This is a genomic window from Marinobacter sp. MBR-99, assembly GCF_040547575.1.
Taxonomy (GTDB): Bacteria; Pseudomonadota; Gammaproteobacteria; order Pseudomonadales; family Oleiphilaceae; genus Marinobacter.
Genome location: NZ_JBEPPY010000012.1, coordinates 38587 through 56109, shown reverse-complemented (window position 1 = coordinate 56109; position 17523 = coordinate 38587). Strand labels below are relative to the sequence as shown.

Sequence of the window (17523 nt, the reverse complement as noted above, 5' to 3'; positions counted from 1 at the left end):
ACCAAAGGCTTATAGTCAAAGGTCTTAACGGGGTGCAAACTTAGGCCCGCTGCTTCGGTCGACTTATCCAGGATGCCGGGCAGTGTTGCCGAGTATAAAAATCACTGGGGACGGAAAACATCCTTGCTGGGTGTGGTGGCCAAAGTCATGCCGTAATAACCCGTATTGACTGTGAATTACCCCTGGCCGACCATACCGGCTCCCCCGCACCAGCCCAAGGTGAGCTATTCAAAATGCACGAAAGCATCATGGAGCAGTTATGGCAGACTTCCCACCTGCAAGGTGGCAATCTGGCCTATGTTGAACAGCTTTTTGAAACCTACCTGACAGACCCCAACGCCGTTCCTGAAGAGTGGCGAAGTTATTTCGACAAGCTTCCCAGTGTTGATGGCTATCATGGCCGCGACATTGTCCACTCGACCATCCGCGAACAGTTTGAACATATCTCCCGTAATCAGCGTTTCCTGGCCAGCGGTGGCGTACCTGCCAGTGCCACCTCGGATGCCGATAAAAAGCAGATTCGTGTTCTTCAACTGATTAACGCGTTCCGTTTCCGCGGGCATCAGGAATCCAGGCTTGACCCTCTGGGGGTCTGGCAGCGTGAGCCTGTTGAAGATCTCGAGCCGTCTTTCCACGAGTTGGGCGAGTCGGATCTTGATCTGGAATTCCAGACCGGTTCCCTGAACTTCGGCTCCGAAGCGATGAAGCTCGGCGACATCGTGCAAGGCCTGCGCCAGACTTATTGCGAGAGCATCGGTGCCGAATACATGCACGTGGTGGACACTCGCATCAAACGTTGGTTCCAGCAGCGTATGGAGCCGGTGCGCTCCCGCCCTGAATACGAAGCTGAGACCCGTAAGCACATTCTGGAGCGCCTGACTGCAGCTGAAGGTCTTGAAAAGTACCTGGGCTCCCGTTACCCCGGCGTTAAGCGTTTCGGCCTGGAAGGTGGTGAAAGCCTGATTCCATGCCTGGATGAGCTTATCCAGCGTGCAGGCTCCTATGGCGCTAAAGAAATCGTTTTGGGTATGGCGCATCGCGGCCGCTTGAACGTGCTGGTTAACACCCTCGGCAAGAATCCGAAAGAGCTCTTTGACGAATTCGAGGGCAAAAAGCTGGCGGCTTCCGGTTCAGGTGACGTCAAATACCACCAGGGCTTCTCGTCCAACGTGATGACTCCGGGTGGCGAAGTGCACCTGGCCATGGCGTTCAACCCGTCGCACCTGGAAATTGTATCTCCGGTCGTGGTGGGTTCTGTGCGCGCCCGTCAGGACCGCCGTGGCGATACCGATGGCAGCAAGGTTGTGCCGATTGTCATGCACGGTGACGCAGCGTTTGCTGGTCAGGGTGTGGTGATGGAAACCTTCCAGATGTCCCAGACCCGGGGCTTCGGCGTGGGCGGCACCATTCACATTGTGATCAACAACCAGGTTGGTTTCACCACCAGCAAGCAGGAAGACGCTCGCTCCACCGAATACTGCACAGACGTCGCCAAGATGGTTCAGGCTCCGATTCTGCACGTAAACGCAGACGATCCTGAAGCGGTGATGTTTGTTACCCAGATGGCCATGGATTACCGCAATGAGTTCAAGCGGGATGTGGTCATTGATCTGGTTTGCTACCGCCGTCGTGGTCACAACGAAGCCGACGAGCCGGCCGCTACCCAGCCGCTGATGTATGAAAAGATCCGCAAGCTGAAAACCACTCGTAACATTTATGCAGACAAGTTGGTTGAAGCAGGCATCATCACGGAAGACGAAGCCAAGCAAATGGAAACCGACTACCGCGATGCGCTCGATAAGGGCGATCACGTGGTCAAGTCGCTGGTGAAAGAGCCCAACAAAGAACTCTATGTGGATTGGGCTCCGTACCTTGGCCATGAGTGGACCGCCAAGTGCAAGACCAGTGTGGCTTTGAAAACCATTCAGAAGCTGGGCAAAAAGCTGACTGAAGTGCCCGAGGGTTTCAGTATTCAGCGCCAGGTTTCAAAGATCGTTAACGATCGTGAAAAGATGACCGCCGGTGCACTGTCACTGAACTGGGGCTATGGCGAGATGATGGCCTACGCCACCTTGCTGAACGAAGGTCATCCTATTCGCCTGACCGGTCAGGACGTAGGGCGGGGCACATTCTCCCACCGTCACGCTGTTTTGCATAATCAGAAAGACGGGTCCACCCATATTTCGCTGCAGAACCTGAAAGACGACCAGCCCAAGTTCGATATCTACGACTCGCTGCTTTCTGAAGAAGCCGTGATGGCATTCGAATATGGCTATTCGACCACCACGCCGGACGCTTTGATTGTCTGGGAAGCGCAATTCGGTGACTTTGCCAACGGTGCTCAGGTGGTTATCGATCAGTTTCTGACCAGCGGTGAGCACAAGTGGGGCCGCCTGTGTGGTCTGACGCTGCTGCTGCCGCATGGTTATGAAGGGCAGGGGCCAGAGCATAGCTCGGCCCGTCTGGAGCGTTTCCTGCAGCTGTGTGCCGAGCACAACATCCAGGTGTGCGTGCCCACGACACCATCTCAGGTGTTCCACATGCTACGCCGGCAGGTTAAGCGCCCGCTGCGTAAGCCGCTGGTGGCCATCACGCCGAAGAGCCTGTTGCGACACAAAGAAGCCATTTCCGGCCTCGATGATCTCACTTCCGGTACCTTCCAGACCGTACTGCCCGAGAAGGAGCCTTCCGATCCCAAGAAGGTTACCCGTCTGATCATGTGCAGCGGCAAGGTCTATTATGATCTTCTGGAAAAGAAGAAAGCGGATGAGCGTGACGACGTGGCTATTGTCCGGATCGAGCAGCTGTACCCATTCCCGGGTGATGATCTGGACGAGCTCCTGGCCCAGTACCCCAAGCTCAAGCATGTGGCGTGGTGTCAGGAAGAACCGATGAATCAGGGTGCCTGGTACTGCAGTCAGCATCATATGCGTAACGCGCTGCAGCGCCTGAACCCCAAATTATACCTTCAGTATGCCGGTCGTGAGGCTTCTGCTGCTCCTGCCTGTGGACACATGTCTGTTCACATCGAAGAGCAAAAGAAACTGGTTAACGACGCGTTTGAAATCTGACGAGCTACCGAACTAAGGATCCGTAATGTCAACAGAGATTAAAGCCCCCGTTTTCCCTGAGTCGGTCGCCGAAGGCACTGTCGCGACCTGGCACAAGCAGCCCGGTGAGGCCTGCTCCCGTGACGAGCTGATTGTCGATATCGAGACCGACAAGGTTGTGCTCGAAGTGGTTGCGCCGGCTGATGGTGTCATCGAAGAAATTCTCAAGGGCGAAGGCGACACCTGCGAAAGCGGTGAGGTGATCGGCAAATTCAAGGAAGGCGCTGCGGGTGAATCCAAGCCTGCAGAGAGCAAACCTGAAGCCAAGGCTGAGGCACCGAAAGAAGAAGCCCCGGCTGCAACTTCCGGCGATGCCATCCTGAGCCCGGCGGCACGTAAGCTGGCGGAAGAGAACAACGTGGATCCGGCTGCGGTGAAAGGCACCGGCAAAGACGGTCGCGTGACGAAGGAAGACGTGCAGAACCATGTGGACAGCAGTAAGGCTTCCGGTGGCGCCGCAGCCAAGCCGGCTACCATGCCTGAGATAAATGTAGCCCAGGGTGAGCGCCCGGAGAAGCGTGTTCCGATGACCCGCCTGCGCGCCAGTATTGCCAAGCGTCTGGTGGATGCCCAGCAGACAGCAGCCATGCTGACCACCTTCAACGAAGTGAACATGGCGCCCATCATGGAGCTGCGTAAGCAGTACCAGGACAGCTTTGTGAAGCGCCACGGCATCAAGCTGGGCTTCATGTCGTTCTTTACCAAGGCGGCCACCGAGGCGCTCAAGCGCTTCCCGGCGGTGAATGCCTCTATCGACGGCAACGACATGGTTTACCACGGCTACCAGGATATCGGTGTTGCCGTATCCACGGATCGTGGTCTGGTGGTGCCTGTACTTCGTGATTCCGACGCCATGGGTCTGGCTGATATCGAGAAGAAGATTGTCGAGTTTGGTACCAAGGCGAAGGAAGGCAAGCTGGCCATCGAAGACATGACCGGCGGCACCTTCACCATCACCAACGGTGGTATCTTCGGTTCACTGATCTCCACGCCGATCCTGAACCCGCCGCAGACAGCGATTCTGGGTATGCACAAAATCCAGGAGCGCCCGATGGCGGTGAACGGCAAGGTCGAGATCCTTCCGATGATGTACCTGGCGCTGTCATACGACCACCGTATGATCGACGGTAAGGAAGCGGTGCAGTTCCTGGTTGCAATCAAGGAAATGCTGGAAGACCCGGCCCGTATCCTGCTGGATGTGTAAGCTGACACTCAACGAATTCGATAACAGGAAAGATTATGTCCGATAAGTTCGATGTTATTGTCATTGGTGCCGGCCCCGGCGGTTACGTTGCTGCGATCAAGGCGGCCCAGCTTGGCCTGAAGACGGCCTGCGTGGAGTCCTGGACAAGCAAAGACGGTAAGAGCCAGGTGCTCGGCGGCACCTGCCTGAACGTGGGTTGTATTCCGTCCAAAGCGCTCCTTGAGGTGACTCACAAGTTTGAGGAAGCCAGCCACGATTACGAGTCCATGGGTATCCTGACCAAAGGTGTCGATATCGATGTGGCGAAAATGATGGAGCGCAAGTCCGGCATCGTGCAGCAACTGACCGGCGGTATTGCCGGGCTGTTCAAGGCTAACGGTGTCACCTCCATTCACGGTCATGGCAAGTTGCTGGCTGGTCGCAAGGTGGAAGTTACCGACAAGGATGGCAAAACCAAGACCTACGAAGCCGACAACGTCATTCTGGCGACCGGTTCCAAGCCGATCGAGATTCCGCCTGCTCCTTTTGACGGCGAGTACATCGTTGATTCCGAAGGTGCGCTGGAGTTCACTGAAGTACCCAAACGCCTGGGCGTTATTGGTGCCGGTGTGATTGGTCTCGAGCTTGGTAGCGTTTGGGCTCGTCTGGGCTCAGAGGTGACTATTCTTGAAGCTCAGGACAGCTTCCTCCCGGCGGTGGACCAGCAGGTCGCCAAAGATACGCTCAAGCAGTTCAAGAAGCAGGGCCTGAACATTATTACCGGTGCCCGTATGACCGGTGCTGAGGTGAAGCGCAAACTGGTGAACGTCAGCTACGAAGATTCCAAGGGCAAGCAGGAAGCAAAGTTCGACAAGCTGATCGTTGCTGTTGGCCGTCGACCATACACTGATGGCGCCCTGGCCGAGGATTCCGGCGTGACCATGGACGAGCGCGGTTTCATTTTTGTAGATGATCACTGTAAAACCGAAGCGCCGGGTGTCTGGGCGGTCGGTGATATTGTTCGTGGCCCGATGCTGGCACACAAAGCGTCTGAAGAGGGCGTGATGGTTGCTGAGCGCATTGCCGGCCATAAGCCGCAGGTGAATTACGATTGCATCCCGAACGTGATCTACACCTTCCCGGAAGTGGCCTGGGTCGGCAAGACCGAGGAGCAGTTGAAGGCTGAAGGTGAAGAATACAACGTGGGCAGCTTCCCGTTTGCGGCCAACGGTCGTGCTATGGCGGCGAATGCGGCCGCCGGTATGGTCAAGATCATCGCAGATGCGAAGACGGATCGTATCCTGGGCTTCCATGTTGTTGGTCCTCAGGCTTCTGAGATCGTTGCCCAGGGCGTCATTGCCATGGAATTCGGTTCCAGTGCAGAAGATCTGGCCCTGACCTGTTTTGCGCATCCGACTCTGTCAGAGTCAGTGCACGAAGCGGCCCTGGCTGTTGCTGGCGGTGCGATTCACGTCGCTAACCGTCGCAAGAAGAAGTAACGCAACACCGGAATCCGGGGCGCCAATGTCGGCGCCCCGCTGCCATCACAAAGGCAGCTTTCTGTGTGCGTAACCGGTGGGTTCAGGCGATCCCTTGCCCGCCAGAACGAATTCGCGATTGGCATGCCAAGGGCGGCGTGCCAGCGGGTTCATTTCCGTACGTGGTTATCCTCCATCAATAGACGGGACATTAACTATGAATTTGCATGAATATCAGGGCAAGCAGCTTTTCGCTGAGTATGGCCTGCCAGTATCCCAGGGCATTGCCTGCGATACGCCTCAAGAAGCTGTTGACGCCGCCACTGAAATTGGCGGTGACGCATGGGTTGTCAAGGCTCAGGTTCACGCGGGTGGCCGCGGTAAGGCCGGCGGCGTAAAGCTGGTCAAGAACAAAGAAGACATCCGTGAGTTCGCCCAGAAGTGGTTGGGCCAGAAACTGGTGACCTACCAGACTGACGAGAATGGCCAGCCGGTAAGCAAGATTCTGGTTGAATCCCTGACTGACATCGATCAGGAGCTTTACCTGGGCGCGGTTGTTGATCGTGGCACCCGTCGTATCGTTTTCATGGCCTCCACCGAAGGCGGCGTTGAAATCGAGAAGGTTGCTGAAGAGACTCCCGAGAAGATCCTGAAAGCCGAAATCGATCCTCTGGTTGGAGCTCAGCCTTACCAGGGCCGTGAACTGGCGTTCAAGCTGGGTCTTGAAGGCAAGCAGATTGGCCAGTTCACCAAGATTTTCCTGGGCCTGGCCAAGCTGTTTGAAGAGCGCGATCTGGCGCTGGTAGAGATCAACCCGCTGGTGATCACTCCGGCTGGCGATCTGCACTGCCTGGATGCCAAGATCGGTATTGACGGCAATGCACTGTACCGTCAGAAGAAAATCCACGAAATGCGTGATCCTTCCCAGGAAGATGCTCGCGAAGCCGAAGCGGCCAAGTGGGAACTGAACTACGTAGCACTGGAAGGCAACATCGGCTGTATGGTAAACGGCGCCGGCCTCGCCATGGGTACCATGGATATCATCAAGCTGTCAGGTGGCCAGCCGGCTAACTTCCTGGACGTAGGCGGCGGCGCGACCAAAGAGCGCGTTTCCGAAGCGTTCAAGATCATCCTGTCTGACGACGCTGTGCAGGCCGTTCTGGTCAACATCTTTGGCGGTATCGTTCGTTGCGACATGATCGCCGAAGGTATCATCGGTGCGGTCAAGGAAGTGGGCGTGAAAGTGCCCGTTGTGGTTCGTCTCGAAGGCAACAATGCCGAACTGGGCACCAAGGTGCTCAAGGACAGTGGCCTGAACATCATCGCCGCTACCAGTCTGGCGGACGCCGCAGAGCAAGTCGTTAAAGCCGCAGGGGGTAAATAATGAGCATCCTGATCAACAAAGACACCAAGGTTATCTGCCAGGGCTTTACCGGCGCACAGGGTACCTTCCACTCTGAGCAGGCTATTGCCTACGGTACCAAGATGGTTGGTGGTGTCAGCCCCGGTAAGGGCGGCACTGAGCATTTGGGGTTGCCGGTGTTCAACACCGTACGTGAAGCGGTAGAGAAGACCGGTGCAGAAGCGACCGTCATCTACGTTCCGGCTCCGTTCTGTAAAGACGCCATCATCGAAGCGGCCGATGCCGGCATTCAGCTGATCGTTTGTATCACTGAAGGTATCCCGACCATCGACATGCTGTACGCCAAAGAATACGTTGACCGTAAAGGCGTTCGCATGATCGGACCGAACTGCCCGGGTGTAATCACTCCGGACGAGTGCAAGATCGGCATTATGCCTGGCCATATCCATAAGAAGGGTAAGGTTGGTATCGTATCCCGTTCCGGCACCCTGACCTACGAAGCGGTCAAGCAGACCACTGACTTCGGCTACGGTCAGTCTACCTGTATCGGTATTGGCGGTGACCCGATTCCTGGCTCCAACTTCATCGACATTCTGAAGCTGCTGCAGGAAGACCCGGAAACCGAAGCCATCGTGATGATCGGCGAAATCGGTGGTACCGCTGAGGAAGAAGCGGCTGCGTTCATCAAAGAGAACGTCACCAAGCCGGTGGTTTCCTACATTGCTGGTGTCACTGCACCTCCTGGCAAGCGTATGGGCCACGCGGGCGCCATCATCTCTGGTGGTAAGGGCACTGCAGACGAGAAGTTTGCTGCCCTGGAAGATGCCGGCGTTAAAACCGTGCGCAGCCTGGCCGAGATTGGTAAGGCCCTGAAGGAAGTGACTGGCTGGTAAGCTTGCCATAACCTTCACCAAAACCCCCGGATTCGCGAGAATTCCGGGGGTTTTGCGTTATGGCGCCGGCGTTTTATATCGCTTTGCTTAACGCAGCGAGGTGTAAAGACTATAATGCCCGGTCAGCCTGATTTCCCGAGCCACCTCCAGTGGTGAAATCAGGCGCCTAATAAACAGAAATAAGGAGTTCGTGCTTTGAGTTCTGTAGATTCCCAGCAAAGGGTTTTGTCCGGTATGCGACCGACCGGCAAGCTTCACCTCGGCCACTACCATGGTGTGCTGAAAAACTGGGTGAAACTCCAGCACGAGTATGAGTGCTTCTTCTTCGTGGCAGACTGGCATGCCCTGACCACGCAATACGATGACACCTCCGGTATCCAGCAAAGCGTTTGGGACATGGTTATTGACTGGTTGGCGGCAGGCGTCAACCCGGGGTCGTCGACCATGTTCATTCAGTCTCAGGTGCCGGAGCATGCGGAACTGCACCTGTTGCTCTCTATGATTACGCCGCTGGGTTGGCTGGAGCGCATTCCTACTTACAAGGATCAGCAGGAAAAGCTGCGGGAGAAAGACCTGGCAACTTACGGGTTTCTCGGTTATCCGCTGCTTCAGACCGCGGATATCCTGATGTACCGGGCCGGTAAAGTGCCCGTGGGTGCCGATCAGGTCTCCCATGTGGAAATTACCCGGGAAATTGCGCGCCGCTTCAATCACATCTATGGCCGCGAGCCCGGTTTTGAAGAGCAGGCGGAGGCGGCCATCGTCAAAATGGGTAAGAAAAACGCCAAACTCTACCGCAACCTGAAGAAACGGTATCAGGAAGAGGGCAACATGGACGCCCTGGAAACCGCACGGGCACTGTTGAAAGAGCAGCAGAACATATCACTGGGTGATCGGGAACGGTTGTACGGCTATATCGAAGGTGGTGGTAAGGTGATATTGCCGGAGCCCCAGCCGTTGTTAACCCCGGAGTCGAAAATGCCGGGCCTGGATGGCCAGAAAATGTCCAAGTCCTACAACAACTACATCGGCCTGCGGGAAGAGCCAGACAGTGTTTCCCAGAAAATCCGCACCATGCAGACAGACCCGCAGCGGGTAAGGCGCACCGATCCGGGTGACCCGGAGAAATGCCCGGTATGGAGTATGCATAAGGTCTACTCAGACGCCGAGACCTGTGATTGGGTACAGCAGGGCTGTCGCAGCGCCGGCATTGGTTGCCTGGATTGCAAAAAGCCGCTGATCGATGCAGTGATTGAAGAACAGCGACCGCTTCACGATCGGGCACGGGATTATGAGAAGAACCCGGATGTGGTTCGCTCGATTCTGGAAGAAGGCCGTGAGCATGCACGGGATGCGGCCCGGGATACCCTTGAAGAAGTACGCGCTGCCATGGGCCTCAGCTACCGCTGAGTTCGCCCGGTAGTCACTGCAACGGCTGGAGAGGCCATGACCGACGAGACTGACGAGTTGACACACGCCCCGGCTGAGGTCGGCGAGCAGGTGCCGCTGGCTCTGGTTTCCGGTAAGCCGTTGGTTGACCTTCCCAAGGATCTCTACATTCCGCCAGACGCCCTGGCGGTCTTCCTTGAGGCTTTCGAGGGGCCCCTTGATTTGCTGCTGTATCTGATACGCCGGCAAAACATGAACATCCTGGATATCGATGTGAGTGAAATCACCCGCCAGTACATGGACTACATTGGTGCGGTTGAAGCCATGCGATTTGAGCTGGCGGCGGAATATCTGGTGATGGCGGCCACGCTGGCGGAAATCAAGTCCAGAATGCTGCTGCCCCGCCACGAAACGGACGATGATGAGGAAGTCGACCCCAGGGCCGAGCTGATTCGCAGGCTTCAGCAGTATGAGCGATTCAAGAAGGCCGCTGAAGACATTGATGGAATGCCGCGGATGGAGCGAGATACCTTCCCGGCTTCTGCCGCCTTGCCCAAGTTGCCTTCGTCACAGCCGCACCCGGAAGTCGACATGAATGAGCTGTTGCTGGCATTGCATGGGGTGCTCAAGCGGGCGGATCTATTCACCAGTCACCATGTTGAGAAAGAGCGGCTGTCTACCCGAGAGCGAATGTCTCATATTCTTTCAGTGCTCCAGGGAGACCGGTTTGTCACGTTTGAAAGCCTGTTTACCATTGAGGAGGGGCGTCTTGGTGTAGTGGTGACGTTTCTCGCAACGCTCGAGCTGGTGAAAGAACAGCTGATTGAAATTGTACAGGCAGAGGTTCTGGGCCCGATTCACGTGCGCGCCCGGTCTGCCAGCTAGGGGATGGCCAGATTATGAACGAAGAACATCTTGCGCGTATTCAGGCGATTGCCGAAGCAGCTCTGCTGGCGGCTGGAAAACCCCTTTCCCTGGAACAGCTCAGAGAATTGTTTGTTGAAGAGGAGCGGCCATCCCGTCAGGTTATGGAGCATGTGATGGTACAGCTCGACAAAGCCTGCGAGGGGAGAGGGTTTGAGCTGAAGAAGGTGGCCAGCGGTTATCGACTTCAGGTGAGGGAAGAGCTGGCACCCTGGGTTGGGCGTTTGTTCGAAGAAAAACCCCAGCGGTATTCCCGGGCACTGCTGGAGACCCTGGCGCTGATCGCCTATCGGCAGCCCATCACCCGAGGTGAGATTGAAGACATTCGCGGCGTTACGGTAAGCAGCAATATCATCCGAACCCTGCTTGAGCGAGAGTGGGTGCGGGTGGTTGGCCATCGTGATGTGCCAGGTCGGCCGGCAATGTATGCCACCACCCGGCAATTTCTGGATTACTTTAACCTGACAGGGCTGGACGAATTGCCGCCGCTGTCAGAAGTGCGTGATCTCGAAGAAATTGGCCGGGAGATTGAACAGAACATACAGGGAGAGATTCAGTTTGAATCCTCCCGGAATGACAGCAGTGATGGCCCCGGGGAATCCGGAAACGGTCGGGCTGCTGAATCGGAACAGACACTTCACTGATGTCAAAAAGACATTGGTTAATCGGTAAGGACGTATTACATGGCGGCATCTAGCCCCGGAAAAAAAGGCCCTGGAAAACCAGGTTCGAGAACCCGAGCATCTCAGGGAGATAAGGCTCTGACGGCGGGCCCTGAACGCATTCAGAAACTGCTCGCAAGAGCGGGTGTTGGGTCTCGCCGAGAGATTGAAGGGTGGATGGAATCCGGGAGGTTGCAGGTTAACGGCCAGCCAGCGGAGCCGGGCCAGAAGGCCACCACGGAGGACCGTTTCGAACTGGATGGAAAGCAGCTGGATGTGTCCGCCGCCGCCCAGGTGGTTCGCAGGGTGCTGATTTACAACAAGCCCGAAGGCGAAGTTACCACCCGGAAAGATCCCGAAGGCCGGCCAACCGTGTTTGACCGGCTGCCGCGTCTGAAAGACCAGCGCTGGATAGCGATCGGACGACTGGATATCAATACCACCGGGCTAGTCTTGTTTACAACCGACGGCGAGCTTGCCAACCGGCTGATGCACCCGTCGAGCCAGATTGACCGGGAATATGCCGTGCGGGTATTTGGTGAGGTAGACGACGCCATGCAGCAGCGTTTGCTGGAAGGTGTGTTGCTGGATGATGGCATGGCCAGGTTCTCCGATCTGGCACCAGCCGGCGGCAGTGGCATCAATCAGTGGTTCCACGTTACTTTGATGGAAGGGAGAAACCGGGAAGTCAGGCGGCTATGGGAGTCTCAGGGAGTTCGGGTCAGCCGGCTCAAGAGAGTACGTTACGGGCCCATCTTCTTGCCAAGTCGCCTGACTCTGGGCAAGTGGGAGGAACTGGATCAGAAAGGTGTGGATGCTTTGAGTAAAGCCGTTGGGCTTTCTACAGTGGATGTTCCGCAAAAGACCCCCGGGGAGCAGGCCGACCACGATCGTAAGCGCCGGAAAAGTCCTGGAAAATCCCTGCAGCGCGCTCGCAAGGGGACCTGGCAGGTGAGTGACTCTGCGCCGGCCAAGCCGAAGCGCGACGATCGAAAGACAAAGGCTGGATCAAGTAAGCCGGCCCGCAACAATCGGGGCCAATAACCTTTGTTTGGGTCAGGATATACTGGCAAAAACGCGGGTGCAGTTGCGGCCTTGCGCTTTTGCCCGGTATAGCGCTTCATCCGCCCGTGCCAGCCACTGCTCCGGAGCCTCGTCAACCAGATGCGTAGCCACACCACAGCTGCCGGTAACCGTCAGCGGCGTCTCACCACCATCCACCCGAATCCCTTCGATCGCCAGGCGAATGCGCTCGGCAACATCCCGTGCTTCCTGCTCAGTGGTGTGTGGCAGTAATACGGCGAACTCTTCGCCACCAAACCGGTAAACGGTATCGGAATTCCGAATTGCCTGTTCCAGCTTTTCGGCCGTCTTGGCCAGAATATGATCCCCAACCACGTGCCCGTGGTTATCATTAATCAGTTTGAAGTGGTCGAGATCGCACAGGATCAGGCTCCAGGGAGCGCCATGCCGGTCGGCGAGAGCTCTGGCTCGGAACAGGGCTTCATCAAGGGCGCGTTTGTTGCCAATGCCGGTCAGGGCGTCCGTCAATGCGGCCTGCTCAATGGCAATGAACTGACAGGCATTGCGCAGTGGGCAGATGGCTGCGGACAGCATCATCTCAAGCCCTGTCAGTTCCTCGTCCGTAAACTTTTGCCGGCGGTGGAAGGAGAGTGTGCCGTAGTGACTACCTTCAAGCGTGAGGCGGTATTCACATCGATGGGGTCCGCCCATGCCGGTTGAAAATACAAAGTCTTGCCTGGCAATCCGGTGCCGGTAGTTGAGGGCATCAAAGGGGATCGTCTGTGCGATTTCCTCCGCGATAATTCCCAGTTGGGTTTCCAGTGACAGGCTGGTGGACAGTCGCTTGGCGAGCCTGGAGAGCACATCAGGTGACTGGTTCCAGTCATGAAACGACTGCTTCAGGGCGGCCAGTCGGGCCGGCTGCGTCTTTGACGGCTGAATCGAAGTCAGGTTTTTCACAATGGCTCGCTCTGCTTCAGGAAACGGGTATAGTTTCGGTGTAACCAGCATGAACTGTGCCATCGGATATAAGTTCAATATAAACAATTAGATATAATGTTTTCTTTATTTCTGTTTGAGATTCTGGTGGTGTGATTGTCCGAAAGCGCCAATTTTCCGGCAGGTCGTTGCCGCTGGTGCAAAACCTGCAATCAAAATGTCAGACAAGGGGTGGGGCTGGCTGGAGGCTGTGATAAACTTCTGCGCTTGACCATGTCCTGTCATAACAAGAGAGCATCAGGTTTATGAGATTTCAGGCACCGGAGAGCCTTTCAGAGCAGATCGCGCAGCATATCGGCCAACGGATCATCGTTCGTGATCTCAAGCCGGGGGAGCGGATTCAGGAGCTGAAAGTGGCCGGTGAGCTGAACGTCAGCCGTGGCTCGGTGCGCGAAGCGTTACTCATTCTTGAGCGTCGGCATCTGGTGGAAATCTTTCCACGGCGGGGGGCGGTGGTGTCTGATTTGACGCCGGACTCGGTTAACGCGCTCTACGATATCTACATTGATCTACTGTGCATGCTCGGGCGCAAGGTGCTTGAGCGCTGGTCGGGTTCCGAACTTGGTGGTGTGATGAGCCAGGTCAAGGAAATGCAGGCGGTGATTGATGCTCTCAATTCCAATGCAAGTGATGCGGCGGAGCAGGTGATCGACGCCGGCTTTGGTGTTATGCGTTACGCTTTCCGGCTGGTTGAAAACCCGTTTCTTGAAGAAACGCTCGAAAACTTTCGGCCCGCCATCAGTCGTACCTACTACGTCGCCCTTGAGCATTTCCGAAGTGAGATTGCCGAAACCGGCACTTTCTTCCGGCACCTGGCAGACGCTGCAGTGAAAGGCGATTCGGCGCTTCTGGAGCGTGTTATCCAGGATTTCGGTGAACATCAGAGAGCACAGGTCCTAAGCATTCTCACGGAGGAGAACGCCTGATATGAGGCTGAAGTCCATCAAACTGGCTGGCTTCAAGTCGTTTGTTGACCCGACCACGGTACCGTTCCCGTCCAATATGACAGCGGTGGTGGGGCCTAACGGTTGCGGCAAGTCCAACATCATTGACGCCGTGCGCTGGGTGATGGGCGAGAGCTCCGCCAAGTATCTGCGGGGCGAATCCATGACGGACGTCATCTTCAATGGCTCCAGTGCCCGCAAGCCTGTCGGCCAGGCGTCCATTGAGTTGGTGTTCGACAACAGTGACGGCACCGCGCCTGGTGAATTTGTCAAGTTCAACGAGATTTCGGTAAAGCGCCGGGTGTCACGGGAGGGGCAGTCAGAATACTTTCTGAACGGCGCCAAGTGCCGCCGCCGGGACATCACCGATCTGTTCCTGGGCACCGGCCTTGGCCCGCGCAGCTATGCGATTATTGAGCAGGGCATGATTTCCCGGTTGATTGAGGCCAAGCCGGAAGAATTGCGGGTTTATATCGAGGAAGCCGCGGGGATCTCGAAGTACAAGGAACGGCGGCGCGAGACCGAGAGCCGGATCAAGCGCACCCAGGAGAACCTTGAGCGGCTCACTGACCTGCGTGAAGAGTTGGGTCGCCAGTTGCAGCATCTGGAGCGGCAGGCGGCCGCGGCTGAAAAGTATAAGGCCTACAAGCAGGAAGAGCGGCAGAAAAAGGCAGAGCTCACCGTGCTGCGATGGCAGGCGCTGGATAATGATCTACAGTCCTGGCGCGGAAAGATTCGGGATACCGAGCTCGAGCTGGAAAAACTGCTGACCGAGAGGGTCAACCTCGAAACTTCCCTGGAATCGCTCCGGGAAGACCACCACGAGCGCACCGAGCATTTCAATCGGGCCCAGGCCCGCTACTACGAAGCCGGCGCCGACATTGCCCGTATCGAACAAAGCCTGGAGCACCAGCGGGAGCGCAGCCGCCAGACCGCCGCAGAGCTGGATCAGGCCATGGCCAACCAGCGGGAACTGGGGCGTGAGCTTGAGCAGGATGAACAAAAGCTGGCGGGCATTCAGGAAGAGCTCGATATGATCGAGCCGGAGCAGGAAGCCCTGGCCGTGCGTTCTGAAGAGTCTGGAGAAAAACTCCAGCTGGCTGAAGACGCCATGAGTGACTGGCAGCACCGGTGGGAGGAGTTCAGCACCCGTTCATCCGACGCGCGGCGCCAGGCAGAACTTGCTCAATCCCGAATCCGGTCGCTGGAAGACGCCATAGCCCAACTACAGAACCGCCACGGCAAACTACTGGACGAGCAGGCACTGTTGGAAGAGCAACTGGACCGTGCGGAGCTCGATGAGCTGCTGGAACAGCAGGAAACCCTGGAGTTACAGCGAGAAGAGGCGGCGGAGCGCATTCAGGCGCTGCAGGACGACGTATACCAGAGCCGGCAGAAACTGCGTGAAGCAGAGCAGGCTGTTGCCGAACGGCGGCAACAGGTGCACAGCCTGAAAGCCGCCCTGGACTCCCAGACGGCCTTGCTGGATGAACAGATGGGTGGCCATGACGACACCTTGCAGGGTTGGTTGCGGGACAACGGTTTGTCGGATGCGCCCCGGGTCGCCGCCGCGTTGCGTATTGAGGATGGCTGGGAGTTTGCCGTAGAGCAGGTGATTGGCCGCTTTAGCCAAGGGCTTGCATTGCCGGGATTTGACCACCTTGTTGAAGCCCTGGGCAGCGCGCCAAAAGGCCTTGCGCTGGTGTCTTCGGGCGCTGAACCAAGGCGGGTTGGCGGGTTGGCGGCCAAGGTGGATGGCGTGGATGCCATCAGTCATCTGCTTACCGGAATTGATACAGCAGACTCCACCAGTGATGCACTCGCCCGCCGGGCCCAACTTTCGGCCGGTGACAGCCTGATTACACCTGAGGGGGTCTGGGTTGCCCGCAACTGGGTTTTGATGCCCGATTCCGACGCCGGACAGGTCGGTGTCATTGAGCGCCAGAAGAAAGTGAGTGAGCTTGAGGTAAGCCTGCAAGAGGCGGAAGAGTTACTTGCGCAAGCGCTGGAATCACTGGAACTGCTCCAGGAACAGGGCGAGCGTGCCGAGGCGGCGAGGGAAGAGGCCCAGAGCCGCTTAAGTGACGCTGAGCGTGAGCTCGGTGCGCTGTCTTCAAAAGTCAGTGGTTTGAAAGCCCGGGCTGAACAGATTGATGCCCGTCTTGCCCGTATCCGGGATGACATCGAAGATGTGGTCGGTAGCCTTGAGCAGCAAAAAGAGGACCTCGAATCCGCCCGGGAAGAGTGGGACATGGCACTGGCCTCAACCGAGGACAGTGATGAAGAGAAAGAGCGCCTGCTGGAGCAGCGTGACACCCTACGGGAAAGCCTGGACAGGCTTCGCCAGGAAGCCCGCCACGATCGGGACCATGCCCATCAGCTACAGTTGCAACTGCAGTCATTGCAAAGCCAGCGTGATGGCTTGAAACAGACCATCGAACGCATGCAAATGCAAAAGGAACGGCTGGAAGAGCGCCTCGATATGCTCCGGGAGACCCGAGAGAGCGCTGAAGAGCCACTGGAAGACCTGCAGCTTCAACTCGAGGGGCTTCTGGAGCGCCGGTTGGCGGAGGAGGAGAAGCTTTCAGCCGCCAGGGACGCCCTGGAAGATATTGACCGCGAAGTACGGGAGCGAGAGCAAGGCCGCAGCCGCACCGAGCATGTGGTAGGTGAGATACGGGCCCGACTGGAAAAGCTCAAGATGGAATCCCAGGCACTGGAAATCCGGTCCGGTAACCACATCGAGCAGCTCAAGGAGCTGGATGTAAAGCTCCAGGAAGTGCTGGGCCAGCTGCCGGAAGATGCCGATGAGAAAACCTGGGCCGAAGAACTGGAGAAGATCGGTAGCCGCATCCAGAGGTTGGGGGCCATTAACCTGGCAGCCATTGAGGAATACCAGGTCCAGAGTGAGCGCAAAACCTACCTGGACGAGCAGCACAATGACCTGATGGAAGCCCTGGAAACGCTGGATACCGCTATTCGCAAGATAGATCGGGAAACCCGCCAGCGCTTCAAGGAAACCTTTGACCAGGTCAATGGTGGGTTGCAGGCGTTGTTCCCCAAGGTGTTTGGTGGCGGTAATGCCTACCTGGAGCTCACCGGTGAAGATCTTCTGGAAACCGGTGTAGCGATCATGGCCAGGCCACCGGGCAAGAAGAACAGCACCATCCATCTGTTATCGGGTGGCGAAAAAGCGTTGACCGCGATAGCCCTGGTATTCTCTATTTTCCAGCTCAATCCGGCGCCTTTCTGTATGCTGGATGAGGTGGACGCCCCGCTGGACGATGCCAACGTTGGCCGTTACGCCAATATGGTGAAAGAAATGTCCAAACAGGTACAGTTCATCTACATTACCCACAACAAGATTGCCATGGAAATGGCGGACCAGTTGATGGGTGTAACCATGCACGAACCGGGTTGTTCACGGCTGGTGTCTGTGGATGTAGACGAGGCGGCGGCCCTGGCGGAGGCCTGAGGGTTGGCGAAAAAGCCGTCAACCATGACAATAACGCCATCTCGGCCCGGAGTGCGTTGTATTCATTACGGGCTTTTCTT

General features: G+C 56.8%; 12 protein-coding genes. 11 read left to right on the top strand and 1 reads right to left on the bottom strand.

The genetic code is table 11. The annotated features are described in order from the left end of the window. The first annotated feature begins 233 nt into the window (after positions 1 to 233). From ABIE59_RS11875 to rluB, 9 genes are all read left to right on the top strand, one after another. Complete coding sequence (locus ABIE59_RS11875) at positions 234 to 3071, top strand: 2-oxoglutarate dehydrogenase E1 component (protein ID WP_354447126.1); 2838 nt, start codon at positions 234 to 236, stop codon at positions 3069 to 3071. Positions 3072 to 3096: 25 nt separating this feature from the next. After that, positions 3097 to 4314 (top strand): 2-oxoglutarate dehydrogenase complex dihydrolipoyllysine-residue succinyltransferase, encoded by a 1218-nt coding sequence (gene odhB, locus ABIE59_RS11870; RefSeq protein ID WP_354447124.1) that lies wholly within the window; start codon positions 3097 to 3099, stop codon positions 4312 to 4314. Between the two features lie 35 nt (positions 4315 to 4349). Then, positions 4350 to 5792: a dihydrolipoyl dehydrogenase gene (lpdA, locus tag ABIE59_RS11865; RefSeq protein ID WP_354447122.1), complete on the top strand. Its 1443-nt coding sequence runs from the start codon at positions 4350 to 4352 to the stop codon at positions 5790 to 5792. Positions 5793 to 5988: 196 nt separating this feature from the next. After that, on the top strand, positions 5989 to 7155 hold the full coding sequence (sucC, locus tag ABIE59_RS11860; RefSeq protein ID WP_354447120.1) for an ADP-forming succinate--CoA ligase subunit beta: 1167 nt from the start codon (positions 5989 to 5991) through the stop codon (positions 7153 to 7155). Next, positions 7155 to 8027 (top strand): succinate--CoA ligase subunit alpha, encoded by an 873-nt coding sequence (sucD, locus tag ABIE59_RS11855; RefSeq protein ID WP_011784666.1) that lies wholly within the window; start codon positions 7155 to 7157, stop codon positions 8025 to 8027. The genes sucC and sucD overlap by 1 nt, the downstream gene beginning before the upstream one ends. A 195-nt stretch (positions 8028 to 8222) precedes the next feature. Further along, the gene (locus ABIE59_RS11850; RefSeq protein ID WP_354447118.1) at positions 8223 to 9437 is read left to right on the top strand and encodes a tryptophan--tRNA ligase; all 1215 of its coding nucleotides are present in this window, start codon (positions 8223 to 8225) and stop codon (positions 9435 to 9437) included. A 36-nt stretch (positions 9438 to 9473) separates the two neighbouring features. Then, on the top strand, positions 9474 to 10301 hold the full coding sequence (locus ABIE59_RS11845; RefSeq protein WP_354447116.1) for a segregation and condensation protein A: 828 nt from the start codon (positions 9474 to 9476) through the stop codon (positions 10299 to 10301). A 14-nt stretch (positions 10302 to 10315) separates the two neighbouring features. Next, the gene (scpB, locus tag ABIE59_RS11840; RefSeq protein WP_354447114.1) at positions 10316 to 10984 is read left to right on the top strand and encodes an SMC-Scp complex subunit ScpB; all 669 of its coding nucleotides are present in this window, start codon (positions 10316 to 10318) and stop codon (positions 10982 to 10984) included. A gap of 39 nt (positions 10985 to 11023) precedes the next feature. Next, positions 11024 to 12046 carry a 23S rRNA pseudouridine(2605) synthase RluB gene (rluB, locus tag ABIE59_RS11835; protein WP_354447112.1) on the top strand — a complete coding sequence of 341 codons (1023 nt, stop codon included), beginning with the start codon at positions 11024 to 11026 and terminating at the stop codon, positions 12044 to 12046. Between the two features lie 12 nt (positions 12047 to 12058). On the opposite strand, the gene ABIE59_RS11830 is transcribed toward rluB, so the two are convergent. Then, positions 12059 to 12985, bottom strand: coding sequence for a GGDEF domain-containing protein (locus ABIE59_RS11830; protein ID WP_354447268.1), 927 nt, complete (start codon positions 12983 to 12985; stop codon positions 12059 to 12061). 284 nt (positions 12986 to 13269) lie between these two features. Between ABIE59_RS11830 and ABIE59_RS11825 the strand changes: the two genes are divergently transcribed. Together ABIE59_RS11825 and smc are read left to right on the top strand one after the other, a co-directional pair. Next, complete coding sequence (locus tag ABIE59_RS11825; protein WP_354447110.1) at positions 13270 to 13950, top strand: GntR family transcriptional regulator; 681 nt, start codon at positions 13270 to 13272, stop codon at positions 13948 to 13950. 1 nt (position 13951) lies between these two features. Continuing rightward, on the top strand, positions 13952 to 17443 hold the full coding sequence (gene smc, locus ABIE59_RS11820) for a chromosome segregation protein SMC (RefSeq protein WP_354447108.1): 3492 nt from the start codon (positions 13952 to 13954) through the stop codon (positions 17441 to 17443). The last annotated feature ends 80 nt before the right edge of the window (positions 17444 to 17523 follow it).